25 protein-coding genes are annotated in these 23,506 nt (G+C 71.5%); 6 read left to right on the top strand and 19 right to left on the bottom strand.

What is annotated here, in order from left to right; translation table 11 throughout:
* The first annotated feature begins 11 nt into the window (after positions 1 to 11).
* The 4 genes from ACFVTH_RS02685 to ACFVTH_RS02700 are packed head-to-tail and all read left to right on the top strand — an operon-like array spanning position 12 to position 3,824.
* Positions 12 to 1,163: a branched-chain amino acid ABC transporter permease gene (locus ACFVTH_RS02685; protein WP_387086553.1), complete on the top strand. Its 1,152-nt coding sequence runs from the start codon at positions 12 to 14 to the stop codon at positions 1,161 to 1,163.
* 16 nt (positions 1,164 to 1,179) lie between these two features.
* Positions 1,180 to 2,160 (top strand): branched-chain amino acid ABC transporter permease, encoded by a 981-nt coding sequence (locus tag ACFVTH_RS02690; protein ID WP_386941120.1) that lies wholly within the window; start codon positions 1,180 to 1,182, stop codon positions 2,158 to 2,160.
* Complete coding sequence (locus ACFVTH_RS02695) at positions 2,150 to 3,064, top strand: ABC transporter ATP-binding protein (protein ID WP_386939737.1); 915 nt, start codon at positions 2,150 to 2,152, stop codon at positions 3,062 to 3,064. Before ACFVTH_RS02690 ends, ACFVTH_RS02695 begins: the two co-directional genes overlap by 11 nt.
* Positions 3,051 to 3,824, top strand: a complete 774-nt coding sequence (locus ACFVTH_RS02700; protein ID WP_386939736.1) for an ABC transporter ATP-binding protein — start codon at positions 3,051 to 3,053, stop codon at positions 3,822 to 3,824. Before ACFVTH_RS02695 ends, ACFVTH_RS02700 begins: the two co-directional genes overlap by 14 nt.
* Positions 3,825 to 4,289: 465 nt before the next feature.
* Here the strand turns inward: ACFVTH_RS02700 and ACFVTH_RS02705 are convergent, their stop codons facing one another.
* From ACFVTH_RS02705 to groES, 3 genes are all read right to left on the bottom strand, one after another.
* Positions 4,290 to 5,594, bottom strand: a complete 1,305-nt coding sequence (locus ACFVTH_RS02705; RefSeq protein ID WP_387086555.1) for an ABC transporter substrate-binding protein — start codon at positions 5,592 to 5,594, stop codon at positions 4,290 to 4,292.
* A 221-nt stretch (positions 5,595 to 5,815) separates the two neighbouring features.
* Positions 5,816 to 6,766: an EamA family transporter RarD gene (gene rarD / locus ACFVTH_RS02710; protein WP_387086557.1), complete on the bottom strand. Its 951-nt coding sequence runs from the start codon at positions 6,764 to 6,766 to the stop codon at positions 5,816 to 5,818.
* A 106-nt stretch (positions 6,767 to 6,872) separates the two neighbouring features.
* Positions 6,873 to 7,169: a co-chaperone GroES gene (gene groES, locus ACFVTH_RS02715; protein ID WP_022889766.1), complete on the bottom strand. Its 297-nt coding sequence runs from the start codon at positions 7,167 to 7,169 to the stop codon at positions 6,873 to 6,875.
* Between the two features lie 204 nt (positions 7,170 to 7,373).
* Here groES and ACFVTH_RS02720 point away from each other — a divergent pair, with 204 nt between their 5' ends.
* Positions 7,374 to 8,561 carry an SAM-dependent methyltransferase gene (locus tag ACFVTH_RS02720; protein WP_387086559.1) on the top strand — a complete coding sequence of 396 codons (1,188 nt, stop codon included), beginning with the start codon at positions 7,374 to 7,376 and terminating at the stop codon, positions 8,559 to 8,561.
* Between the two features lie 45 nt (positions 8,562 to 8,606).
* On the opposite strand, the gene ACFVTH_RS02725 is transcribed toward ACFVTH_RS02720, so the two are convergent.
* The 10 genes from ACFVTH_RS02725 to glmS all read right to left on the bottom strand — a co-directional run bounded on the left by ACFVTH_RS02725 (position 8,607) and on the right by glmS (position 16,876).
* Complete coding sequence (locus tag ACFVTH_RS02725) at positions 8,607 to 9,275, bottom strand: hypothetical protein (RefSeq protein ID WP_387086561.1); 669 nt, start codon at positions 9,273 to 9,275, stop codon at positions 8,607 to 8,609.
* Positions 9,276 to 9,315: 40 nt separating this feature from the next.
* Positions 9,316 to 10,005, bottom strand: a complete 690-nt coding sequence (locus ACFVTH_RS02730; protein WP_387086563.1) for a hypothetical protein — start codon at positions 10,003 to 10,005, stop codon at positions 9,316 to 9,318.
* A gap of 40 nt (positions 10,006 to 10,045) precedes the next feature.
* The gene (locus tag ACFVTH_RS02735) at positions 10,046 to 10,435 is read right to left on the bottom strand and encodes a DUF4190 domain-containing protein (RefSeq protein ID WP_387086565.1); all 390 of its coding nucleotides are present in this window, start codon (positions 10,433 to 10,435) and stop codon (positions 10,046 to 10,048) included.
* 137 nt (positions 10,436 to 10,572) lie between these two features.
* On the bottom strand, positions 10,573 to 11,628 hold the full coding sequence (gene tsaD, locus ACFVTH_RS02740) for a tRNA (adenosine(37)-N6)-threonylcarbamoyltransferase complex transferase subunit TsaD (protein ID WP_387086567.1): 1,056 nt from the start codon (positions 11,626 to 11,628) through the stop codon (positions 10,573 to 10,575).
* On the bottom strand, positions 11,625 to 12,236 hold the full coding sequence (gene rimI / locus ACFVTH_RS02745) for a ribosomal protein S18-alanine N-acetyltransferase (RefSeq protein ID WP_387086569.1): 612 nt from the start codon (positions 12,234 to 12,236) through the stop codon (positions 11,625 to 11,627). Before rimI ends, tsaD begins: the two co-directional genes overlap by 4 nt.
* A complete protein-coding gene (tsaB, locus tag ACFVTH_RS02750) occupies positions 12,233 to 12,868 on the bottom strand; it encodes a tRNA (adenosine(37)-N6)-threonylcarbamoyltransferase complex dimerization subunit type 1 TsaB (RefSeq protein WP_387086571.1) in 636 nt (211 codons plus the stop codon). The genes rimI and tsaB overlap by 4 nt, the downstream gene beginning before the upstream one ends.
* Positions 12,869 to 12,878: 10 nt before the next feature.
* The gene (gene tsaE, locus ACFVTH_RS02755) at positions 12,879 to 13,358 is read right to left on the bottom strand and encodes a tRNA (adenosine(37)-N6)-threonylcarbamoyltransferase complex ATPase subunit type 1 TsaE (RefSeq protein WP_387088693.1); all 480 of its coding nucleotides are present in this window, start codon (positions 13,356 to 13,358) and stop codon (positions 12,879 to 12,881) included.
* Positions 13,359 to 13,390: 32 nt separating this feature from the next.
* Positions 13,391 to 14,647, bottom strand: a complete 1,257-nt coding sequence (gene alr / locus ACFVTH_RS02760) for an alanine racemase (RefSeq protein ID WP_387086573.1) — start codon at positions 14,645 to 14,647, stop codon at positions 13,391 to 13,393.
* Positions 14,644 to 15,006, bottom strand: a complete 363-nt coding sequence (locus ACFVTH_RS02765; RefSeq protein WP_386939717.1) for a holo-ACP synthase — start codon at positions 15,004 to 15,006, stop codon at positions 14,644 to 14,646. The genes alr and ACFVTH_RS02765 overlap by 4 nt, the downstream gene beginning before the upstream one ends.
* A gap of 19 nt (positions 15,007 to 15,025) precedes the next feature.
* On the bottom strand, positions 15,026 to 16,876 hold the full coding sequence (gene glmS, locus ACFVTH_RS02770; RefSeq protein ID WP_387086575.1) for a glutamine--fructose-6-phosphate transaminase (isomerizing): 1,851 nt from the start codon (positions 16,874 to 16,876) through the stop codon (positions 15,026 to 15,028).
* Between the two features lie 85 nt (positions 16,877 to 16,961).
* Here glmS and coaA point away from each other — a divergent pair, with 85 nt between their 5' ends.
* Positions 16,962 to 17,918 (top strand): type I pantothenate kinase, encoded by a 957-nt coding sequence (coaA, locus tag ACFVTH_RS02775; protein ID WP_386939713.1) that lies wholly within the window; start codon positions 16,962 to 16,964, stop codon positions 17,916 to 17,918.
* 84 nt (positions 17,919 to 18,002) lie between these two features.
* Here coaA and glmM read toward each other — a convergent pair whose 3' ends face one another.
* The 6 genes from glmM to rplQ all read right to left on the bottom strand — a co-directional run bounded on the left by glmM (position 18,003) and on the right by rplQ (position 23,498).
* Positions 18,003 to 19,364, bottom strand: coding sequence for a phosphoglucosamine mutase (gene glmM / locus ACFVTH_RS02780; protein WP_387086577.1), 1,362 nt, complete (start codon positions 19,362 to 19,364; stop codon positions 18,003 to 18,005).
* Between the two features lie 18 nt (positions 19,365 to 19,382).
* Complete coding sequence (gene rpsI / locus ACFVTH_RS02785; protein ID WP_386939709.1) at positions 19,383 to 19,868, bottom strand: 30S ribosomal protein S9; 486 nt, start codon at positions 19,866 to 19,868, stop codon at positions 19,383 to 19,385.
* 43 nt (positions 19,869 to 19,911) lie between these two features.
* Positions 19,912 to 20,358 (bottom strand): 50S ribosomal protein L13, encoded by a 447-nt coding sequence (gene rplM / locus ACFVTH_RS02790; protein WP_157423236.1) that lies wholly within the window; start codon positions 20,356 to 20,358, stop codon positions 19,912 to 19,914.
* Between the two features lie 155 nt (positions 20,359 to 20,513).
* Positions 20,514 to 21,491 carry a tRNA pseudouridine(38-40) synthase TruA gene (gene truA / locus ACFVTH_RS02795; RefSeq protein WP_387086579.1) on the bottom strand — a complete coding sequence of 326 codons (978 nt, stop codon included), beginning with the start codon at positions 21,489 to 21,491 and terminating at the stop codon, positions 20,514 to 20,516.
* Between the two features lie 9 nt (positions 21,492 to 21,500).
* Positions 21,501 to 22,799 carry an acyltransferase gene (locus tag ACFVTH_RS02800; protein WP_387086581.1) on the bottom strand — a complete coding sequence of 433 codons (1,299 nt, stop codon included), beginning with the start codon at positions 22,797 to 22,799 and terminating at the stop codon, positions 21,501 to 21,503.
* A 147-nt stretch (positions 22,800 to 22,946) separates the two neighbouring features.
* Entirely contained in the window at positions 22,947 to 23,498 is a 552-nt protein-coding gene (rplQ, locus tag ACFVTH_RS02805) for a 50S ribosomal protein L17 (protein WP_387086583.1), read from the bottom strand.
* Positions 23,499 to 23,506: the final 8 nt, after the last annotated feature.

Below are 23,506 nucleotides of genomic sequence, written 5' to 3' on the forward strand. Positions count from 1 at the left end.
TCCGTGGAAACGTGCAGTACAACGGCGAGCCGCTCGAAGGAGTGGGCATATCGCTCGAAGGGAACGGCTTCGAAGCCGAGACCGAGACGGATGCCGACGGTCGCTGGGAGATCGGCGTACCCGAGAAGGGCACCTACGAGGTGACCCTCGACGAGGACACGCTGCCCGAGGGTGTGGTCGTCGCCGAGGGCGGCGCGACCCGTGAGGCCGAGTTCGGCCTCACGAAGAACGCCTCGGTGAACTTCTTCCTCGGCGAAGGCACCCGCACCACGGTCAGCTTCTTCGACCAGTTCGCGCAACGCCTGTTCAACGGCATCAACTTCGGGTTGCTGCTGGCGCTGGCGGCGATCGGCCTCTCGCTGATCTTCGGCACGACCGGTCTCTCGAACTTCGCGCACGCCGAGCTCATCACCTTCGGTGCGCTCATGGTGCTCACGTTCGGGTCGAACCTCGGCTGGCCGTTGTGGGCGGCGATCGGCATCGCCCTGCTGTTGAGCGCGGCCCTCGGCTGGGGGCTCGACGCCGCCATCTGGAAGCCGTTGCGACGGAAGGGCGTGGGCGTCATCCAGTTGATGATCGTCAGCATCGGCCTCTCGCTCGCCCTGCGGTACACGTACCAGTTCTTCTACGGCGGCTCGACGAGCCAGCTGCCGGGCGCGACCCTGCCGAGCGACATCCGCATCGGGCCCATCGCGCTCTCGTGGGTCGACCTCGTGAGCATGGGCGTCAGCATCGTGGTGCTCCTCGCGGTCGCGTTCTTCCTGCTGCGCACCCGCATCGGCAAGGCGACCCGCGCGGTCTCCGACAACGCCAGCCTCGCCTCCGCGAGCGGCATCGACGTCGACGGGGTCATCCGCATCGTCTGGGTGCTCGGCGCACTGCTCGCCGGCCTCTCGGGCATCCTCTGGGCGTACTTCCGTCCGGGCGTCAGCTGGGACATGGGCTTCCAGATCCTGCTGCTCGTCTTCGCCGCGGTCACCCTCGGCGGTCTCGGCACCGCGTTCGGCGCCCTCGTCGGCTCGCTCATCGTGGGCGTGTTCGTCGAGCTGTCGACGCTGTGGCTGCCGAGCGACATGAAGTACGTGGGCGCCTTGGTCATCCTGATCCTGGTGCTGTTGTTCCGGCCGCAGGGCATCCTCGGCCGTCGAGAGCGAATCGGATAAGGAGGGGACGACCATGATCGACTGGGGAGCAATCTTTGGAAACGCGGCCGTCGAGCTGATCAGCCCGACGACAGCCGCCTACGCGCTCGCCGCGCTGGGTCTGGCGATCCACTTCGGCTTCACCGGCCTGCTGAACTTCGGCCAGGCGGGATTCATGCTGCTCGGCGCCTACGGCTACGCCATCCCGGCACTGAAGCTCGGCTGGCCCTGGTGGGCCTGCCTGCTCAGCGCCCTGCTGGCCTCCGTGGTGTTCGCACTCATCCTCGGTATCCCGACGCTGCGATTGCGCGCCGACTATCTCGCGATCGTGACGATCGCCGCAGCCGAGGTGCTGCGGCTCGTCTTCACGACGAACGAGTTCCAGCCGGTGACCGGTTCGGCGAACGGACTCTCCGAGTTCCAGACCGGGCTGCTCGCGTTCAACCCGTTCCCGCCCGGGCGCTACGGCATCGGCCCGTGGGTGTTCGACAACCGCGTGTGGTTCTTCCTCGTGCTGGGCTGGGTCGTCGTGGCGCTCGCCGCGCTGCTCACCTGGCTGCTGATGCGCAGCCCGTGGGGCCGCGTCATCAAGGGCATCCGCGAAGACGAGGACGCCGTGCGCTCGCTCGGCAAGAACGTCTACTCGTACAAGATGCAGAGCCTCATCCTCGGCGGACTCTTCGGCACCCTCGCCGGCATCATCTTCGTGATGCCGCGCGCGGTCGTGCCGTCGTACTTCCAGCCGACGCTGACCTTCATGGTCTACGCCATCCTGCTCCTCGGCGGAGCCGCGACCATCCTCGGGCCGATCGTCGGCTCGATGGTGTTCTGGGTGCTGCTGTCGTTCTTCTCGGGCTTCATCTCCCGGGCGGTCGAGGCGGGCTGGTTCCCGTTCATGACGCAGGTGCAGGCCGGTCAGCTCCGCTTCATCCTCGTCGGCATCGCGATCATGCTGATCGTCATATTCATGCCACAGGGCCTCCTCGGAAACCGGAAGGAGCTGGCTTTTGTCAAGTGACGCCACTCCCACGTCCAAGCCGGTGAAGACCACCGGTCTCCACGTCGGCGACGCCGCTCCCGGCGTCAAGAAGCACGATCCGATCCTGATCGCCGACGGCGTGAAGCGCACCTTCGGCGGCCTCACCGCCGTCGACGTCGAGCACGTCGAGATCCCGCGGGGCGCCATCACGGCGCTCATCGGGCCCAACGGCGCCGGCAAGACGACGTTCTTCAACCTGCTGACGGGCTTCGACAAGCCCGACACCGGCACCTGGTCGTTCGACGGACGAGCGCTCGCGCACGTGCCTGCGTACCGGGTCGCCCGCATGGGCCTGATCCGCACGTTCCAGCTCACGAAGTCCCTCGGCCTGCTCTCGGTCATGGACAACATGAAGCTCGGCGCGAAGGACCAGGTCGGCGAGAACCTCTTCCGCTCCCTCATCCCCTCGCTCTGGCGCAAGCAGGACGCGGCGATCGAGGAGAAGGCGCTCGAGATCCTCACCAGGTTCAAGCTCGACGTCAAGAAGGACGACTACGCGGCAAGCCTCTCCGGCGGGCAGCGGAAGCTCCTCGAGATGGCACGGGCGCTCATGAGCGACCCGACGCTCGTCATGCTCGACGAGCCGATGGCGGGTGTGAACCCGGCGCTCACGCAGTCGCTGCTCGACCACATCCTCAACCTGAAGGCCGAGGGCATGACCGTGCTCTTCGTCGAGCACGACATGCACATGGTCCGGCACATCGCCGACTGGGTGGTCGTGATGGCCGAGGGCCGCGTCGTCGCCGAAGGCGACCCGCACACGGTCATGGAGGATCCGGCGGTGATCGACGCCTACCTCGGTGCCCACCACGACACCGACCTCGGCTCGACCGACACCGGCCACGTCGAAGCGCTGAAGGAGCTCATCGATGACGAACAGTAGCCCCGCCCCGTCCGTCGCGGAGCCGCCCGCCGGCGAGCTCGTCGTCGAGGTGCGCGATGTCGTCGCCGGGTACCTGCCGGGGGTGAACATCCTCAACGGGTGCTCGCTGACGGCCGCCCAGGGCGAGCTCATCGGCATCATCGGCCCGAACGGCGCCGGCAAGTCGACCCTGCTGAAGTCGATCTTCGGCCTCGTCAAGGTCCGCGAGGGCGGCATCTACCTGCACGGAGAGGAGATCACGAACCTCAAGGCGAACAAGCTCGTCGCCCAGGGCGTCGGCTTCGTGCCGCAGACGAACAACGTGTTCCCCTCGCTCACCATCCAGGAGAACCTCGAGATGGGCATCTTCCTGAAGCCGAAGGGCCTCAAGGAGCGGCTCGAGTTCGTCACCGAGATCTTCCCCGAGCTCGGCAAGCGACTCGGCCAGCGCGCCGGATCGCTGTCGGGCGGCGAGCGGCAGATGGTCGCGATGTCGCGCGCGCTCATGATGGGGCCGCACGTGCTGCTCCTCGACGAGCCGAGCGCCGGCCTCTCCCCCGTCCGCCAGGACGAGGCGTTCCTCCGGGTGAAGGAGATCAACCGTGCCGGCGTGACGACCATCATGGTCGAGCAGAACGCCCGCCGCTGCCTGCAGATCTGCGACCGCGGCTACGTGCTCGACCAGGGTCGCGACGCCTACACCGGCACCGGCCGCGAGCTGCTGAACGACCCGAAGGTCATCGGGCTGTACCTCGGCACCCTCGGTCAAGACGAGGAGTAACGACCGGACGAACGACGAAGGGGCGGATGCTGCGGCATCCGCCCCTTCGTCGTTTCACAGCTTCTGGGCCTGTCTCCGCCGGTTGCGACCCGACTTTGCACGGGCGCCCGACGGGATTGCGCCGGCCGGCCGCGCAGCCGCTCCGTCGGCACGCGCCGTGCATGGCGCGCCGTGCCTGGCGCCGTGCCGCGGCGCGCCGGCGATCGCCTGTACGAGGCCGGAGGGCGCTCCCGGGCGTCCGGAACCCGGTCCTTGGCGGTCTTGACCGGGCCCCTGCCGGCCGCGGAACGGCGACGCCATCGCGCGCACCACTTCGGCGCCCTCTGCACCAGCAGAAGTGGTGCAGAGGGCGCCGAAGTGGCGCAGGCGAGGCGGCCGCGTCGACGCTCCGGCCGTCCGAGAAGACTCCCGCGCACGGGAAAGGGCCCCGGCCGAAGCCGGGGCCCTTCACCTTCGCGCGTTGGATCAGCCGTCGCCGATGCGCTCGTAGGTGTTGTCGTCGAGGTACTGGAAGATACCGATCGTCGCCTCGGTGGGGTCGCCGTTCTCGTCGAACGTGATCGGACCCGACGGACCGTCGTAGTCGATCTGCTGACCCTCGGCGAGGAGCGCGATGCCGTCCTCGTACGAAGTGACCTTCTCGCCGTCGCCGGTGCCGCCCGAGACCTGCTGGAGGTACTTGGCGATCTCGGCGCCGTCGGTGCTGTTGGCCGCGTAGGCCGCCAGCGCGAGCAGCACGACGGCGTCGTACGACTCGGCCGCGTAGCTGTAGTCGGTCAGGTCGGGGTCGATGCCGAGCAGACGGTCGGTGAAGTCACCGAGCGTGCCCGTGTCGAGACCCGGCAGCGTGCCCTTCGAGCCGGCCACGAGGCCCGGAGCGAAGTCGGCGCTGTAGTCGGACAGGTTGCCGTCGACGAAGTACAGCTGGTCGCCGGGGTAGCCCGAGCCGACGAGGGCCGGCGTGATGATCTTGGCCTGGTCGAACGTGACCAGCGCGATCGCGTCGGGGTTGGCCGCCGTGACCTCGGCGATCTGCGCGTCGAAGCTCGAGTCGCCCTCGTTGAAGAGCGCCTCGGCGACGACCTCGCCGCCGGCCGCCTCGAAGGCGTCCTTGGTGAACTGCGCGAGACCGGTGCCGTACGAGTCGTTCAGCACGATGAGGCCGAGCGTCGCGTTGCCGTCCTCGGCGATCAGGTTGCCGAGCACCTCGCCCTGCAGCACGTCGGACGGAGCCGTGCGCCAGTACAGGCCGTTGTCGTTGTAGTCGGTGAAGTCGGCCGAGGTGTTCGCGGGCGAGAACTGGATGACGCCCGCCGCCACGATCTGGTCGATGACGGTCTTCGAGACGCCCGACGACGCGGCGCCGATGATGGCCGAGACGTCCTGCGAGAGGAGGTCGGTCACCGAGACGGTCGCGGTGTCGGTCGTGGTGTCGCCCGAGTCGCGGAAGACGACCTCGACGGCGAGGCCGGAGTCGACCGCGTTGACGTCGTCGGCACCGAGCTGGACGCCGGCCTCTTCGGGCGGGCCGAGGAATGCGAGCGCACCACTCTGCGGCAGGATCGTTCCGAGCTTGAGCGCGAGGTCGCGCTCGCCCTCGGCGATGGGCAGGGCGTCGCCGGCGTCCGTGGCCGGTTCTTCGGATTCGGCAGGGGCCGGTGAGCCCGTGCTGCACGCAGTGAGGAGGAGGGCACTGACGCCGGCGATGGCGATGCCCGTCCAGGCTGCGCGAGCCGAGCGCGTGGCCGTGGCCTTCGCGAAAACGCTCATGTTGCTCCTTGGGACTGAAGGAAATTGGTACACAATGCAGCGCCGTGGTGACGCCGTTGTCTGACAGTATTCCGGGGCCCCGGCGGAAACAAGTGACCCCGGTCACAACCCTGTAACACCCGCCCGAATCGTTACCTCATCGACATCCTGACGCGGATCTGCGCACGAAATCCGCGTCATCCGGCGTCATCATGCGCTGATTCCGCAATCGCGGCGGGGGCTCAGACGGGCTCGGCGACCACGCGCTTCGACGCTCGCCGGGCGCCGCGGATGAGGTCGACCGTGAGCACGGCGAGGGCCGCCCACACGAGCGCGAAGCCGATCCACCGCTCGGGCGGCATCGGCTCGCCGAGCAGCACGACGCCCACCAGGAACTGGATGAACGGGGCGAAGTACTGGATGAAGCCCATGTAGATGAGCGGCAGCCGGCGCGAGGCCGCCGCGAACAGCAGCAGGGGCACGGCCGTGACGGCGCCGGCGCCGAGCAGCAGCACGGTGTGCCAGGTGCCCTCGGTCCCCATCGTGAGCCCCGTGGTCGCGGCGACCCACCACAGCTGCACCGCGGCCAGGGGCGCGAGCCAGAGCGTCTCGAGCGTGAGACCCGAGACGGCGTCGACGCGAGGGCCGACGCGCTTCTTGATGAGGCCGTAGAAGCCGAACGAGAAGGCGAGCAGCAGCGCGATCCACGGGAACTGCCCGTGGCCGACCGCGAGCACGATCACGGCGACGATGCTGATGCCGACCGCGACCCACTGCGTCGTGTTGAGCCGTTCGCGCAGCACGAGCACGCCGAGGAAGACGGTGACGATCGGGTTGATGAAGTAGCCGAGCGAGGCCTCGACGACCTGCTCGGAGACCGCCGCGTACACGTAGGTCTGCCAGTTGACGAAGATGAGGGCGCCCGCGGCGGCCATCGTGAACAGCACCCGGCGGTCGCGGAGCAGCGCGAAGAACGCGCCCCATCCGCGGGTGACCGTGATGAGCAGCGCGCAGAACACGAGCGAGAGCAGGATGCGCCAGGCGACGATCTCGAGCGAGCCGGTCGGCGCGAGCGCGATGAAGTAGATGGGGAGGAAGCCCCACAGCAGGTAGGAGGAGATCGCGTACGCGAGTCCCGGCCGGCTGATGCCCTGCTGCGTCGTCGCGTCGGGGAGCTCAGGGCGGGGATTCACCGATACAGACTACGCCCGTGCGAAGCGATGGCCAACGCGGCCGCGGGTGCGGATGCAGAACGGCCCGGATGCGAGGCATCCGGGCCGTTCTGGAGGTTCGAGTCGCTCAGCGGACGACGACCGCGAGCACGTCGCGGGCCGAGAGCACGAGGAAGTCCTCGCCACCGAACTTGACCTCGGTGCCGCCGTACTTCGAGTAGATCACCTTGTCGCCGACGGCGACGTCGAGCGGGACGCGGTTGCCGTTGTCGTCGATGCGGCCGGGGCCCACGGCCACGACCTCGCCCTCCTGGGGCTTCTCCTTGGCGGTGTCGGGGATCACGAGGCCCGACGCGGTGGTCTGCTCGGCCTCGACCTGCTTGATGACGATGCGATCCTCGAGCGGCTTGATGGAAACCGACACGGTTGCCCCTATCTCTCTGATGAAGAAACTGTCTTGCGAAGACTGATTAGCAGCCTCTGAGTGAGAGTGCTAAGCCGAGTCTAGGCGCGTTTTGGCACTCGTGCAACGTGAGTGCCAGTCCGTTCACGCGCGGCGAACACCGGGGCCGGATGCCCCGTGCGATCGCCGCTCGGCGGCCGCTCGGCGCGGTGCTAGCGTGGCCGGGTGGAACGCTCCGAGCTCGTCGAACTCCTCTCGCCCGAGGGGCTGCGCCTCCTCGACGGCCTGCCCGAATGGGACTCGAAGGCCGACATCGTGAAGACCGTCGCCGCGCTCCGCCGCCAGGGGCACCCCGCCTCCCTGGTCGCGACCGTCCTCAGCCAGGCGAAGCTCCGCGCGAAGGCCGCCGCGAAGTTCGGCCCGTTCGCCGCCCGGATGCTCTTCACCGAGGCAGGTCTCGAGCAGGCGACCCGCCTGCAGGTCGCCGCGCTCCACGCCGGCCGGTTCTCGCGCGCCGGCGTCCAGCACGTCGCCGACCTCGGCTGCGGCATCGGCGGCGACGCGCTGGCCATGGCCGCGATCGACCTCGAGGTCACCGCCGCCGACGCCGACGAGGTCACCGCCGCGATCGCGGCCTACAACCTCACCCCCTTCCCGCACGCCCGGGTGCTGCACGAGCGCGCCGAGACGGTCGCGCTCGGCGGCATCGGGGGCGTCTGGCTCGATCCCGCCCGGCGCACCACCGCGGGCGGCACCACGACGCGCATCGCGGATGCCTCGGCGTACTCGCCGAGCCTCGACTTCGCGTTCGGCCTCGCCGAGCGGCTTCCCGTGGGCGTGAAGCTCGGCCCGGGCACCGACCGCGACGTGATCCCGGCCGGTGCCGAGGCGCAGTGGGTGTCGGTCGACGGCGACGTGGTCGAGCTCGGCGTGTGGCTGGGCGCGCTCGCCCGCCCGGGCGTCGGCCGCTCCGCGCTCGTCATCCGGGGCGAGCTCGCGCACGAGCTCACCGCACCGGCCGACTCCCCCGACGCCCCCGACGGCCCGCTCGGCGACTATCTCTACGAACCCGACGGCGCGGTCATCCGGGCACGGCTCATCGGCGACCTCGCCCGGGCGAACGGCGCCTGGATGCTGAGCCCGGGCATCGCCTACCTCACGGCCGACACCGCGTTCGACTCACCGTTCGCACGGGGATTCCGCGTGCTCGAGCGGCTGCCCGCCGACGAGCGCGGGCTGCGTCAGGCCCTGCAGGCTCGCGGGGTCGGCACCCTGGAGATCAAGAAGCGGGGCGTCGACGTCGACCCGGCCGCACTGCGCACCCGGCTCAAGCTGAAGGGCGCCGAACGGGCGACCGTCGTGCTGACCCGGGAGCAGGGCCGCCACGTGACGCTGCTCGTCGAACGGATCTGACCCGCTGCGCCCCGAGCCGAGGGCCCGCACCGCCGCGAGGCGCGATCAGGCGGGCAGCGCGCCGAAGACGATCGCGTAGTAGCCGATCCAGAGGGCCGAGAACACGAGCCCTCCGAGGCCGGTTCCGATGCCGATGAACGCGAGCGTGCGTCCGTGCTCCTCGCGGCGGAGGCCGAGCACGCCGAAGACGATGGCCGCGATCGAGAGCGGCAGCATCCACCCGACGAACAGCGACGCCGTCGCGCCGATGATGCCCGTGACCGCGGCGACCCAGCTGTACGCGCGTCGCTGCTCGAGCTGTTCGACGACCTCGCGCTGGTCGTACTCGGGCCGGTGGACGACGAGCAGCTGCCCCGTCGAGATGCGCCGGAGCTGCCCCGTGTCGACGGGCACGTCGAACTCGCGCACGACCGGGTCGGCGCGCAGGGTCGGCTCCGCCGGGCGGTACGGCGCCAGCGGATCGTCGAGCCCGGGGCCGCCGTCGGCGGGCGGCCGGACCACGGGCTCGCCCGAGCGCTCGCCCGTCGGCTCGGGCGACCCGATCGCCGTCACGTCGAAGGACGGGGCGGCGGGTTCGCCGGGCTCGCCGTGGTCGGGAGCGGGCGCGGGCGCGACGCCGGACGATTCGCCGACGTCGCGCGAACCGTGCTCGGGCTCGACGGGACGAGCAGAGGGAGCCCCGCCCTTCGGCGGGACTCCCTCTGCTTCAGCCATCTCAGGGCTCACGTTCGCTTCGTCGTACTGAGGTCGTCGCTCAGTACCCGACCGAGCTGCTGGCGGCCGCGAGGACCACGAACAGCACGATGAAGCCGATCCACAGGAGGCTGAACGCGATGCCGGCGAAGCCGGTGATGATGCCGGTGAGCCAGAACCCCTTGGCCTCGGGCTCCTTCTTCTTGCCCATGAATCCGAGCACGACGGCGGCGATCGAGAAGAGCGCGCCGAAGCCGTAGAAGAAGCTGCCGAAGATTCCGACGATGCCGCCGATCATCGAGATGATGCTCAGCGTCGGGGTCGGCTTGGCCTGCGGTGCGTAGGCCGGGTAGGCCGGTGCGCCGTACGCGGGCTGCGCACCCGCGGGTGCGCCGTAGCCGGGTGCGGCGGGCGCACCGTAGGCGGGCGGCGGCGGAGGCGTCGCCGCGCCGTAGCCTGCGGCGGGCGCACCGTACGCCGGAGGCGCCGGAGGCGCGGGCGGAGCCGGCGGCGCGGGCGGCGCGACGGGCGCCTCGGGAGCTCCGGGCGGCTCGGGCGCCGAGGGCACCTCGGGCCCCGACGCCGCGGCGTCGACCGGCACGATCGGCTCGGGCGCGTCGGGGATCGACGGCTCGGGCTCGCCGGGCACCACGGGCTCGGGCGCATCGGGGGTGACGGGCTCGGGAACGCTGGGAACCTCGGGCTCGGCCGGCACGCCGGGAACCTCGTCGGGATTCTTCGGATCACTCATGGGTGCTCCCCTGGTCTGCTGGTACGGGTCTCGGCGCGGCTCAGTACGTGCTGTAGCTCGCCGAGAAGCCGCCGGCCGCCGCGATCGCGATGATCACGATGATCCAGATGATGCCGACGACGAGGCCGATGTACCCGAGGATGAGACCCGCGATCGCGAGGCCGCGGCCCTGCTCGCCCGTCTTCTTGATCTGGCTCAGCGCGATGTGGCCGGTGATCACCGCGACGAGCGAGATGAAGAACGCCGAGACGAGCGAGACGATCGCGAGCACGTTGGTCTTGGTCGACGCCGGGGCGCCGTAGGCGGGCGCGGCGTAGGCCGGAGCGGCGGGCGCGGCCGGCGGCGTGCCGTACGCGGGGGCTGCGGGAGCGGCCGGAGGCGTGGGCGGGACGGCGCCGGCGGGCTGCTCGGGAAGGTTCGGGTCGGTCACGGTGGTTCCCCTCGAATGCTGTGTGATCGCGCGCCTCGGGATGAGGGCTCGCGCCGGGCGCGCACGATCGACGCCGCTCTCCGGTGATTTCGTCCCCACACTATCGCGCGAGGGCGCGGCTGCACAGGATTCGGGCGTCACACGACCTGGATGTCGGTCACGGGCAGCGTCGAGTCGGCGCCGAAGCCGAGCTCGGACGGCGCATGACCCGCCATGACGAGCTGCGCGCCGAGCGCGGCGATCATGGCGCCGTTGTCGGTGCAGAGCGAGAGCGGCGGGATGCGGAGCGCGATGCCCGCGGCCTCGGCCCGCTCGGCGGCGACCTCCCGCAGGCGCGCGTTCGCGATGACTCCGCCGCCGAGGAGGAGCCGCGGCACGCCGAGCTCGGTGCACGCGTCGATCGCCTTCGCGACGAGCACATCGACGACCGCCTCGCGGAAGCTCGCGGCGACGTCGGCGACCGGCACGGGCTCGCCCGCGGCCTCGCGCTGCTCGACCCAGCGGGCGACGGCGGTCTTCAGGCCCGAGAAGCTGAAGTCGTAGCGGTGCGCCAGGAGGTCTTTCGGTCGCGTGAGGCCCCGTGGGAACCGGATGGCCTTCGGGTCGCCGCCGATCGCGGCGCGGTCGATCTCGGGGCCTCCGGGATAGGGCAGGCCGAGCACCCGCGCGACCTTGTCGAACGCCTCGCCCGCGGCGTCGTCGATGGTCTCGCCGAGCAGTTCGACGTCGGAGACGAGGTCGCGCACGAGCAGGAGCGAGGTGTGCCCGCCCGAGACGAGCAGCGCCACCGTCGGCGTCTCGAGCGGGTCGGCCGCGTCGAGGAGATCGGCGCCCACGTGCCCGACGAGGTGGTTCACCGCGTAGATCGGCACCCCCTGCGAGAGCGCGAGCGCCTTCGCGGCCCCGACGCCGACCATGAGCGCCCCGGCGAGGCCGGGACCGCTCGTGACGGCGACCGCGTCGATCTCGTCGAGCGTGACGGATGCCTCGGCGAGCGCCGCACGGATCGTCGGCCCCATCGCCTCGAGGTGGGCGCGGGCCGCGACCTCGGGCACCACGCCGCCGTAGCGGGCGTGCTCGTCCATCGACGACGCGATGGTGTTCGCGAGCAGGGTCGTGCCGCGCACGATGCCCACGCCGGTCTCGTCGCAGGAGGTCTCGATGCCGAGGACGAGCGGCTCGGTGGTGTTCATCGGGCCGCTCCTCGGATCGCCGTGCCGTCGGTGCCTTCGCCTGCCGGCCGGGTGACGGCGGGCGGCACGGCGAGCTGCATCATGATGGCGTCGACGCCGTGCCGGTAGTAGCCGCGGCGCACGCCGATCTCGGCGAAGCCGAGCGACTCGTAGAGTGCGCGGGCGATCGGATTGTCGGCGCGCACCTCGAGGAAGAGCTGGGCGATGCCGCGGCGTCGCGACTCGGTGATGAGCGCGTGCATGAGCCCGCGGCCGAGGCCGATGCCGCGCGCGGCGGGATCGACCGCGATGGTCTGGATGTCGCCCTGGTCTCCGCCGGAGGGCGCCAGCAGCCCCGCGTAGCCGAGCAGCGGCGGCCACGAGGCATCCGGCTCGTCGTGCGACCCCTCGGCGGCACCGTCCGCACCCTCGGCGGTCTCGCCCGACCCGGACGGCGCGCCACGTGAGGCGAGCTCGTCGTCGACGGCCACCAGGTAGTAGCCGTGCGGGCTCTCGAGCTCGCGACGCATCGCGTCCTCGGGCCAGGCGTCGTCGGTGAACGTGGACCGCTCGAGCCGCATGATCGCGTCGAGGTCGCCGATCCTGGCGCGACGCATGAACACGCTCACTGGAGCACCCGCTTGCCCGCCGAGGGCGTGACGTCGGGCGCACGGAGGTACAGCGGCGCGTCGTCGGCGAGGGGAAGGCGGCCGGCGACGAAGGCGAGCTCGGCCACGAGGCCCACGGCCGCGGCCGAGACGACGACCGCCTCGAACCTGGCGCCGGCCGGCTCGGGCAGCTCGTCGCGCGGGGCCAGGAGCGGACCGGTCACGCGGATCGGCAGCCCCGCCTCGTCGAGCCCGGCGTACTCGGAGACCGCGAACTCCCGCCGTCGTGCGTCGGTGACCACCTGCAGCGGGCCGGTCTCGCCGGCCGTGTAGCGCGCCCAGGCGATCGCGTCGTGACTCGGCACCGGCACGAACGGCCGGTCGATGCCGAGGGCGAAGGCGTGCGCCGCCGCGATGCCGACTCGGAGTCCGGTGAAGGGCCCAGGGCCCATGCCTGCGGCGACGCCCGAGAGCCGGCCGGGGGCGACGCCGGATGCGTCGAGCGCGTCGCGGATGAACCCGCCGATGACCTCGGCGTGGCGCATCGTGTCGTCGGTGCCGGTCTCGGCGAGGACACGGAACTCACCGCTCACCGCGTCGCGATCGACGATCGCGACACTCGTGCCCGTCGAGGTGTCGATCGCGAGGAGCATGAGGACAAGCCTACGCCGAGACGGCGTACGGGGTGCCCGCCCACCGGGGGCCGAAGCCGCGCACGGTGACGGTGCGCGGCTCGTCGGCGTCGAGCTCGTCCTCGTCGTCGGGCGCGCCCGCTGCGCTCGCCTCGCTCGCGCCGGTCGGGCGCTCGATCACGATCTCGAGCCGCGAGTCGCTGAGCTCCTCGACGAGACCGGCGCCCCACTCGACGACGACGACCGAGCGGGCGACGTCGAGATCGAGGTCGTCGACCAGCGCGGCCTCGCCGAGGCGGTAGGCGTCGACGTGGATGAGCGGCGGGCCGTCGCCGAGGTTCGGGTGGGTGCGCGCGATGACGAAGGTCGGGCTCTGCACGGGGCCGCGCACGCCGAGCCCCGCGCCGATGCCGCGCGTGAGGGTGGTCTTGCCGGCGCCGAGCGGCCCGGTGAGCACGAGGAGATCGCCGGCGCGAAGGCCTGCGCCGAGGTCGCGACCGAACTCCGACATCTCCTCGGCGGTGGCGAAGGTGGCCGACCGCGTCACGATCGCGCCTCGCCGTCGCCTGCGCCCTCGCCTGCGCCGTCGCCTGCGCCCTCGCCCGCGGCGTCTGCCTCGTCCCCGGCGTCGGCCTCGGCCTCGGCGCCGCCGACGTAACGGCGCGGTACGCGCGGCCCGATGCGGGTCACGATCTCGTAGCCGATCGTCCCGGCGGCCGCGCCCCACTCGTCGGCGGTCGGCGCCCCGGTGGCCGGGTCGCCGAAGAGCACGACCTCGTCGCCGACCGTCACCTCGTCGTCGCCGACGTCGACGATGAACTGGTCCATGGCGATACGGCCCGCGACCGGCCGGCGCCGGCCCGCGAGGAGCGCCTCGGCCCCCTTGCCCGACGCCTGGCGCGGCACGCCGTCGGCGTAGCCGAGCGGCACGAGGGCGAGCGTGCTGGGCCGTTCGGCGTGCCAGATGTGGCTGTACGAGGCGCCCGTGCCCGCCTCGACCCGCCGCACGGCCGCGACCCGCGCACGCAGCGTCATCACGGGCGTGAGCCCGAGCTCGGTCGAGGTCGTGCCGTCGCCGAAGGGGGTGAGCCCGTACATCCCGATGCCGATGCGGACGGCGTCGTAGCGCGAGCCCGGGTCGCGCAGCGCCTGCTCGGTCGACGCGATGTGCCGGATCCGCGGTGCGAGGCCGGCGGCTCGAGCGGTGACGAGGGCGCGCTCGAAGGCCTCGAGCTGGTCGGCGTCGACCTCGCGCGAGGTGTTCGCGAAGTGGCTGAACACTCCGACGACCTCGACCAGTCCGTCGCGCTCGAGCCGCGCCGCCCGGGCGACGGCGTCGGCCCATTCCGACTCGGGGACGCCGTTGCGGCTGAGGCCGGTGTCGATCTTGAGGTGCACCTGCGCACGCGCCGGGGCGCCTGCGGCCGTGCCGCCTGCGACCGCTGCCGCGGCCCGCTCGAGCTGGAGCGTGCTGGAGATCCCGAGCTCGATGCCCGCGCGCACCGCACGCGCGAAGTCCGCGTCGGGGCCGTGCAGCCAGGCCAGGACGGGGGCGTCGATGCCGGCGTCGCGCAGCTCGTGGGCCTCGTCGAGGTCGGCGACGCCGAGCCGGGTCGCGCCTCCGGCGAGCGCGGCACGGGCTGCGGCCACGGCGCCGTGGCCGTAGGCGTCGGCCTTCACCACCGCGATGACCTCCGCCGGCGCCATGCGAGCCGCCAGCGTGCGCACGTTCGCCGTGAGGGCGTCGAGGTCGACGACGGCCTCGCGGAACGGGAGCCCCGCGACCTCATGGGGCGTCATCGGCCGCCGGCCTTCTCGAGCACGACGAAGGCGCTCGCGATGCCCGCGTCGTGGCTCATGGAGAGGTGCACGCGGTCGATCCCGAGCTCGGCCACGTGGCGGGCGAGCGCCCCCGAGAGCGCGAAGTCGGGGTTGCCCTCGGCGTCCTGGACGATCCGCATGTCGTGCCAGCGGATCACCGCGTGGCCGCCGAGCGCCTTGATGAGCGCCTCCTTCGCGGCGAAGCGCGCGGCGAGGGAGCGAGCGGGGCGCTCGCGTTCGCTCTCGGCGAACAGGCGCTCGAGGAGCGCGGGGGTCCGGGTGATCGAGCGCTCGAAGCGCTCGATGTCCACGACGTCGATGCCGATGCCGGCGATCACTCGGCCCCCGCGCCTCTGGTCACTCGACCGTCACCGACTTCGCGAGGTTGCGCGGCTGGTCGACGTCGAGGCCCTTCGCCTGCGAGAGCTCCATCGCGAAGATCTGCAGCGGCACGACCGCGAGCAGCGGCTCGAAGAGCGGGGCCGCGAGCGGGATGCGCACGACCTCGTCGGCGAACGGCAGCACGGCGGCGTCGCCGGCCTCGGCGATCGCGATGACGCGGGCGCCGCGGGCACGGATCTCCTGGATGTTCGAGACGACCTTCGGGTGCAGGCTCCGATCGTGGCGCGGGCTCGGCACGACGACGAACACGGGCTGGCCCGGCTCGATGAGCGCGATCGGCCCGTGCTTCAGCTCGCCGGCGGCGAAGCCCTCCGCGTGGATGTAGGCGAGCTCCTTCAGCTTCAGCGCGCCTTCGAGCGCGATCGGGTACCCGACGTGGCGGCCGAGGAAGAGCACCGAGCGGGTGTCCGCCATCCAGTGTGCGAGCTGTGCGACCTTGTCGGCCTCGCCGAGCACCTGCTCGATCTTCGCGGGCACCGCGGTGAGCTCGGCGAGCTGCGCCGCGAGCTCGGCGTCGCCGAGAGTGCCGCGCACCCGAGCGACGTGCAGGCCGAACAGGTAGAGCGCCGTGATCTGCGCCACGAACGCCTTCGTCGAGGCGACCGCGACCTCCGGGCCGGCGTGGGTGTAGACCACCGCGTCGGACTCGCGCGGGATCGTGGCGCCCTGGGTGTTGCAGATCGAGATCGTGCGCGCACCCTGCTCGCGGGCGTACTTGACCGCCATCAGCGTGTCCATCGTCTCGCCGGACTGGCTGATCGAGACCACGAGCGTGTCGGCGTCGAGCACCGGCTCGCGGTAGCGGAACTCGTGACTGAGCTCGACCTCGACCGGGATGCGGGCCCATTGCTCGATGGCGTACTTGGCGACCATGCCCGCATACGAGGCGGTGCCGCACGCGATCACGGTGATGCGACGGATGCCGCGGAGCTCGTCGTCGCCGAAGCCCTCGAGCTCGGGGATCACGACGGCGCCGTCGACGACGCGGCCGCGCAGGGTGTTCGCGACGGCGTCGGGCTGCTCCGACACCTCCTTGCGCATGAACGACGACCATCCGCCCTTCTCGGCGGCCGAGGCATCCCATGCGACCTCGAACGCGTCGAACTCGACGGGCTCGCCCGAGAAGTCGGTGACGACGACCTCGTCGGCGGTGATCGCGACGATCTGGTCCTGGCCGACCGCGACGGCCTGCTTCGTGTACTCCACGAACGCGGCGACGTCGGAGCCGAGGAAGTTCTCGCCCTCGCCGAGCCCGATGACGAGCGGCGAGTTTCGACGGGCGCCGACGACGACCCCCGGCTCGGCCCGGTGCACGGCGAGCAGGGTGAACGCGCCCTCGAGGCGCGAGACGGTGTTGCGGAACGCCGTGCGGAGGTCGCCGGCGGCGCGGTACTCGCGGCCGAGGAGCACGGCGGCGACCTCGGTGTCGGTCTCGGACTCGAAGGCGTGCCCCTCGGCGAGGAGCTCCTCCTTCAGCTCGGAGAAGTTCTCGATGATGCCGTTGTGGATGAGCGCGAGCCGGCCCTCGTCGCCGAGGTGCGGGTGCGCGTTGCGATCGGTCGGGCCGCCGTGGGTCGCCCAGCGGGTGTGTCCGATGCCGGTGCCGCCCTGGTGCAGCGGGTTCCGCTCGAGCTCGTCCGCGAGGACCTTCAGCTTGCCGGCGCGCTTGGCGGTCTCGATGGCGCCGTCGTCATCGACGACCGCCACCCCCGCCGAGTCGTAGCCACGGTATTCGAGGCGGCGCAGGCCACCCATGAGGACGTCGAGGCTGTTGCGCTCTCCGACGTATCCGACGATTCCACACATGGGGGCGATTCTACTGGCGCGCGGCTGTGCGGCCGCCCCGAGCCCCCAGCCGGTGGCCCCGCCGGGTCGCCACTACACTGGCACGGTGCCGGATCAGCAGAGCCCGTCGTCGCACCCGACGCAGATCTCGCCGTTCATCGAACTCGATCGAGCCGATTGGGCGGCCCTCGCGCCGTCGATGCCGTCGCCGCTCCGAGAGACCGAGATCGTGCAGCTGCGCGGCCTCGGCGAGCCGCTCGACCCGACCGAGGTGGCCGAGGTCTACCTTCCGCTCAGCCGCCTCCTGAACCTCTACGTCGGCGGCACGAAGTCGCTGCACAAGGTCGCGAGCGAGTTCCTGCGCGAGCGCTTCGAGTCGACTCCGTTCGTGATCGGCGTCGCGGGCTCGGTCGCCGTCGGCAAGTCGACGATCGCGAGGCTCCTGCGCGAGCTCCTCGCCCGTTGGGAGCACACGCCGCGCGTCGAGCTCGTCACGACCGACGGCTTCCTCTTCCCGAACGCCGAGCTCGAGCGCCGCGGGCTCATGGCCCGCAAGGGGTTCCCCGAGTCGTACGACCGTCGCGCGCTCCTGCGTTTCGTGAGCGAGGTGAAGGCCGGCGCCGCCGAGGTCAGGGCGCCGTTCTACTCGCACCTCGCGTACGACATCGTGCCCGACGCGCAGGTGACCGTCCGCAGGCCCGACGTCCTCATCGTGGAGGGCCTCAACGTGCTGCAGCCGCCCGGCCCCGGGCATCGCCTCGCGGTGAGCGACCTCTTCGACTTCACGATCTACGTCGACGCCCGCACGAGCGACATCGCGCGCTGGTACGAGGAGCGCTTCCTGAAGCTCCAGCGGGGCGCGTTCGCGAACCCTCGCTCGTACTTCCACCGCTACGCCTCGCTCACCGAGGAGGAGGCGCGCCACCGCTCGCGCGAGATCTGGCACTCGATCAACGAGCCCAACCTGCTGCAGAACATCCGGCCGACGCGCTCGCGCGCCTCGCTCGTCCTCCGCAAGAGCGCCGACCACACCGTGTCGAGCGTGCTGCTGCGCAAGCTCTGAGCGGGCCGCCCCGCGAACGCCGAACGCCGCGTCCCCTCACGGTGACGCGGCGTTCGAGACGTCGGACGACCCGACGAGCGGCTGCTACTGGGCGAGCTCGGCCTTCACGACCTCGGCCAGCGCGGCCGCGTGGCGGTCGGCCTCGGCCTGGTCGGATGCCTCGACCATGACCCGCACCATGGGCTCGGTGCCGGACGGCCGGAGGAGCACGCGACCGGACTCGCCGAGCTCGGCCTCGACCTCGGCGACGGCGGCGGCGATGGGCTCGTTGCCGCCGAGGCGGTGGTGATCGACGCCGCGCACGTTCACGAGGACCTGCGGATAGACCGTCATGGCCGACGCGAGCTCGGCGAGCGTCTTGCCGGTGCGCGCCATCTCGGCGACCAGGTGGAGGCCGGTCAGCACGCCGTCGCCGGTCGTCGCGTACTCGCTCATGATGACGTGGCCCGACTGCTCGCCGCCGAGCGCGTACCCGCCGGCGCCGAGGGCCTCGAGCACGTAGCGGTCGCCGACCTTGGTCTCGACGACGTTGATGCCGTGCTCGGCCATCGCGCGCTTCAGCCCGAGGTTCGACATGACCGTCACGACGAGCGTGTCGTCGGTGAGCTTGCCGCGCTCCTTCATCGAGAGCGCGAGGATCGCCATGATCATGTCGCCGTCGACGATGTTGCCGTCCGCATCGACCGCGAGGCAGCGGTCGGCGTCGCCGTCGTGGGCGATGCCGACGTCGGCGCCGTGCTCGAGCACGGCGGCCTGCAGCTTGTCGAGGTGCGTCGAGCCGACGCCGTCGTTGATGTTGATGCCGTCGGGGTCGGCCCCGATGACGACGAGCTCGGCGCCCGCGTCCCTGAAGGTCTCGGGGGACACGCCCGCCGCGGCGCCGTGGGCGCAGTCGAGCACGACCTTGAGGCCGTCGAGGCGGTGCGGGAGCGTGCCGAGCAGGTGCACGACGTAGCGGTCCTCGGCGTCGGCGAAGCGCCGGATGCGCCCCACACCGTCGCCGACCGGAGCGAGCTTCTGCTTGCCGAGGTACGACTCGATGCGGTCCTCGACCTCGTCGGGCAGCTTCGTGCCGCCGAAGGAGAAGAACTTGATGCCGTTGTCGGGCGCGGGGTTGTGCGACGCCGAGATCATGACGCCGAAGTCGGCCTTGATCGAGTCGATGAGGAAGGCGGTCGCGGGGGTCGGGATGACTCCGGCGTCGAGCACGTCGACGCCGGAGCTCGCGAGGCCCGCGGCGACCGCTGCGGTGAGGAACTCACCGGAGACACGGGGGTCGCGCGCGACGACGGCGACCGGCCGCCGGCCGGCGGCGCGGTTCTCGTCGGCGTGACGCCCCTGCGTGAGGACGGCCGCAGCCGCCTGGGAGAGGCCCAGGGCCAGGTCAGCCGTGAGTTCACGGTTGGCCAGGCCCCGGACCCCGTCCGTTCCGAAAAGCCGAGGCATACGGATTCGCGGAGCGGATCAGCGCTTCGAGAACTGCGGCGCCTTGCGGGCCTTCTTGAGACCGGCCTTCTTGCGCTCGATGACGCGGGCGTCGCGCGTGAGGAAGCCGGCCTTCTTCAGGGTCGGGCGGTTGTTCTCGCGGTCGATCTCGTTGAGCGCACGCGCGATCGCGAGGCGCAGCGCACCGGCCTGGCCCGAGGGGCCGCCGCCGGTGATCTTCGCGATCACGTCGTACGAGCCGGTGAGCTCGAGCACGGTGAACGGGTCGGTGATGAGCTGCTGGTGCAGCTTGTTCGGGAAGTATGCCGCGAACTCACGGCCGTTGACCGTGATGGTGCCGGCGCCGGGCACGACGCGCACGCGGGCGATGGCCTGCTTGCGACGGCCGACGGCTGCGCCCGACACGTTGAGCACGGGGCGGGGGGTGGTGGGAGCGGCCTCGGGGGCGCTCTCGGTCGTGTAGCTCTCGGGAGCCGCTTCGATCTGGTCTGCGATCTTCGCCATTTTGGTGTGAATCCTTATTTCGAGAACGTCGAGGGTGCCGGAATTACTGGGCGACCTGGGTGAGGGTGTACGGCTTGGGCTGCTGCGCGGCGTGCGGGTGCTCGGGGCCTGCGTAGACCTTGAGCTTCTTCAGCTGTGCCCGACCGAGCGAGTTCTTCGGGAGCATGCCGCGGATCGCCTTCTCGACGGCGCGAACGGGGTTCTTCTCGAGGAGCTCGGCGTAGCCGACGGCCTTGAGGCCGCCCGGGTAGCCCGAGTGGCGGTACGCCTTCTTCTGCTCGAGCTTCTGGCCGGTGAGGGCCACCTTGTCGGCGTTGACGATGATGACGAAGTCACCGGTGTCGACGTGGTTGGCGAAGATCGCCTTGTGCTTGCCGCGCAGCAGGGCTGCGGAGTGGCTCGCGAGACGACCGAGGACGATGTCGGTCGCGTCGATGACGACCCAGTCGCGCTGGATCTCGTTCGACTTCGGGGTGTAGGTGCGCGTCACGGAAGTGCTGCTTTCTGATCGAGTGAGGGGTTCGTGAATCCCACTCCGGGGGAGTTCGAACGCGATGCGGGCGAACGCCTGGTGGAGGGCTCAACTTCGGGCGCCGCTGCAGTGAACGGCACCAAAGGGAGATTCTAGCAGCTTCGACCGGCGATTCAGAATCGCGGCTCCGCCGACGGGTCGGGGACGCCGCGCGCGGCGAGCTGCCGCCGTGCCCGGGTCTGCACGGCGCGGGCCTCGAGCTCGGCGTCGTCGGGATAGCCGACCTCGGTGAGCACGAGTCCCTTCGCCGGCATGACCTTGAACGCGCTCGTGCGCTCCGCCTCGGCGAGCAGTCGTTCGGGGTCGTCGTCGGCGAGCCGCCCCTCCCCCACCGCGACGCACGCGCCGACGAGGGCTCTGACCATCGAGTGGCAGAACGCGTCGGCCTGCAGCGTCGCGACGAGCACCCCGCCCTCGGCCCGGCGCCAGCCGTAGGACTGCAGGGTGCGGATCGTCGTCGCCTCCTCGCGCGGCTTGCAGTACGCCGCGAAGTCGTGGAGGCCGAGCATGCGGCTCGCCGCGCGATCCATCGCCTCGACGTCGAGCTCCCGCGGGTACCGGACGGTGCGGTTCCGCACCAGCGGGTCGTGCAGGGCGTTCGCGTCGGCGACCCGGTACTCGTACCGGCGCCAGACCGCCGAGAACCGCGCGTCGAAGCCGGCGGGCGCCGACTCGGCGTGCGTGACGACCACGTCGGCGTCGGCCGTGCCGAGGATGCCCGTGACGCGGCGCAGCAGGACGGCGGCGGGATCGCCGTCGGGGCCGCTCGCGGCGTCGCCGCGCCGTCGCCTGGTCACGTTCGCGTACGCCGCCGCGGGCACGTCGAGGTGCGCCACCTGGCCGAGCGCGTGCACGCCGGCGTCGGTGCGGCCCGCGACCGTCAGTCGGGGCGCCACGCGTTCGCGGCGGAAGAGCGTCGCGAGGGCGCCCTCGAGCGTGCCCTGCACGGTGCGCAACCCGGGCTGTGCGGCCCAGCCCTTGAAGTCGGTGCCGTCGTAGGCGATGCCCAACCGGATGCGCACGGTCTCGTCGGCTCCCCCGTTCGCGTCGACCGGTGTCGCGTCCGCGGCATCCGCCTCGCTCGTGTCCATACCGCCAGCCTAGGTGCGCGCCGTCGCGGCGAGCGCGTCGACCTCCTCGGCGCGCGGGCGCCGGGCGCGCGGACCGGGGCCTCCCACGATGAGGGCGACCACCGCGGTCGTCACGAGCGCCCAGCCGAGCAGGCCGTGCACGAGCGGCACGTAGCCCATCGTCAGGAACACCCCCACCCCGGCGACGGCGCAGAGGGTCCAGACGATCACCATCGCGAGCGGGGTCCGGCGCTCGACCGGCGCCGGCCACCGCGACTCGAGTCGCGGCACGACGAGGCAGCAGCCGGCGACCACGAGGGCGATCGCGAGGATCCAGAGCGGCCGCGTCGCCCACCACGCCGGCGAGAGCACCGGCGGGAACGGCAGGCCGAGGGCGAGCTGGCCCGCCGTCACGACCGCCATCGCGAAGGTGTGCCAGAGGTAGATGACCATGCCGTACACGCCGAACACGAACACGGCGCCGAGCACCGCCCGATGGGCGACGAACCGCCGGATGGCCGGCTGCAGCAGGGCGAAGAGGGCGACCTGACCGAGGGCGAGGGCCATGATCGCGAGGCTCGGCGGGTTCAGGTTGTCGAGCATGTCGTGCGAGTAGCCGAAGACCGCGACGAGCATCGCGATGAACCCGTAGGCGAACACGGCGAGCCCCGCGAGCACCGGCCACGAGCGCCGAGCGAACCAGCCGTCGCGCAGCCCGAATCCGAGCTGCTGCGCGAACAGCCAGACGAAGAGCCAGTTGAGGGCCCCGAGCGGGAGGCCGAGGCCGCGGGCCAGCACGTCCACGAGCACGGCTGCGGCCGCGAGGCCGAGGTAGGTGGGCCAGGGGGCGTGCCGGTGCAGCCACGACATGGCGGGCACGAGCGCGGTGCAGATGAGGTACACCGGGATGAACCAGAGCGGTTCGGCCAGGCGCACCGCGAAGCTCTGGACGAAACCGACGTCGACGCCCGCGAGCAGCATGCCCGCGAGGACGAGCCCGACCGCGGCCGTCACCGAGACGACGGGCTGCGCGAGCCGGACGGCTCGCACCCGGAGGTAGTGCGCGCCCGTCTCGCCGTGCCCGCGGAGCCGCCGCCACTGCGTGATCGAGGCGAAGCCGCCGCAGATGAAGAACACGGGCATGATCATGAGCGGCCACGTCGCCCAGGCGAGCGGCTCGAAGCCGTCGAGGGCGTTGAACGCCCGCAGCGGATCGCCGCCGATGCCCATCTGGAGCGCGTGCAGCAGCACGACGACCGGGAGGCAGAGCGCCCGGGCGAAGTCGATCGAGAGGTCGCGATCCTCGGGGATCCGCACCGGTGCGCGCACGAAGCTCCTTCAGCTCGGAGGCGGCGGCGCGTTCGGCAGCCCGGCCCTCGGCGAGCCGGCCCGCCGCCTCGCGACGACGATTGTGGCACAGATGCGAACGGGCCCCTGTGCGCAGTGCACAGGGGCCCGTCGGCGATCCGGTCGAGGCTACTTGGCCTCGGCCGCCTCGGTCTCCTCGGCGGGAGCCTCGGTCGACTCCTCCGACGCCTCGGCGCCGGCGGCCTCGTCGACCGCGGCCTCGGCCTCGGTCACGACCTCGTCGGCAGCCGTCTCGTCGGCGGGGGGCGCCTCGTCGGCGACCGGCGCGGCGGCCGGCTTCGCGGCGCGCTGCTTCTTCACGACCGGCTCGAGCACGAGCTCGATGACCGCCATGGGCGCGTTGTCGCCCTTGCGGTTGCCGATCTTCGTGATGCGGGTGTAGCCGCCCTCACGGTCGGCGACCTGCGGGGCGATGACCGCGAACAGCTCGTGGACGACGGCCTTGTCGCCGATCACGGCGAGGACGCGACGGCGAGCGTGCAGGTCGCCGCGCTTGGCGAACGTGATGAGGCGCTCGGCGAGCGGGCGGAGCCGCTTCGCCTTGGTCTCGGTGGTGGTGATGCTCTTGTGCGTGTAGAGCGCAGCCGCGAGGTTCGCGAGCAGGAGTCGCTCGTGCGCGGGTCCGCCTCCGAGGCGGGGGCCCTTGGTGGGCTTCGGCATGGTTCGTT

It is taken from the genome of Agromyces sp. NPDC058104 (assembly GCF_042884835.1).
In the GTDB taxonomy this organism is placed as follows: Bacteria; Actinomycetota; Actinomycetes; order Actinomycetales; family Microbacteriaceae; genus Agromyces.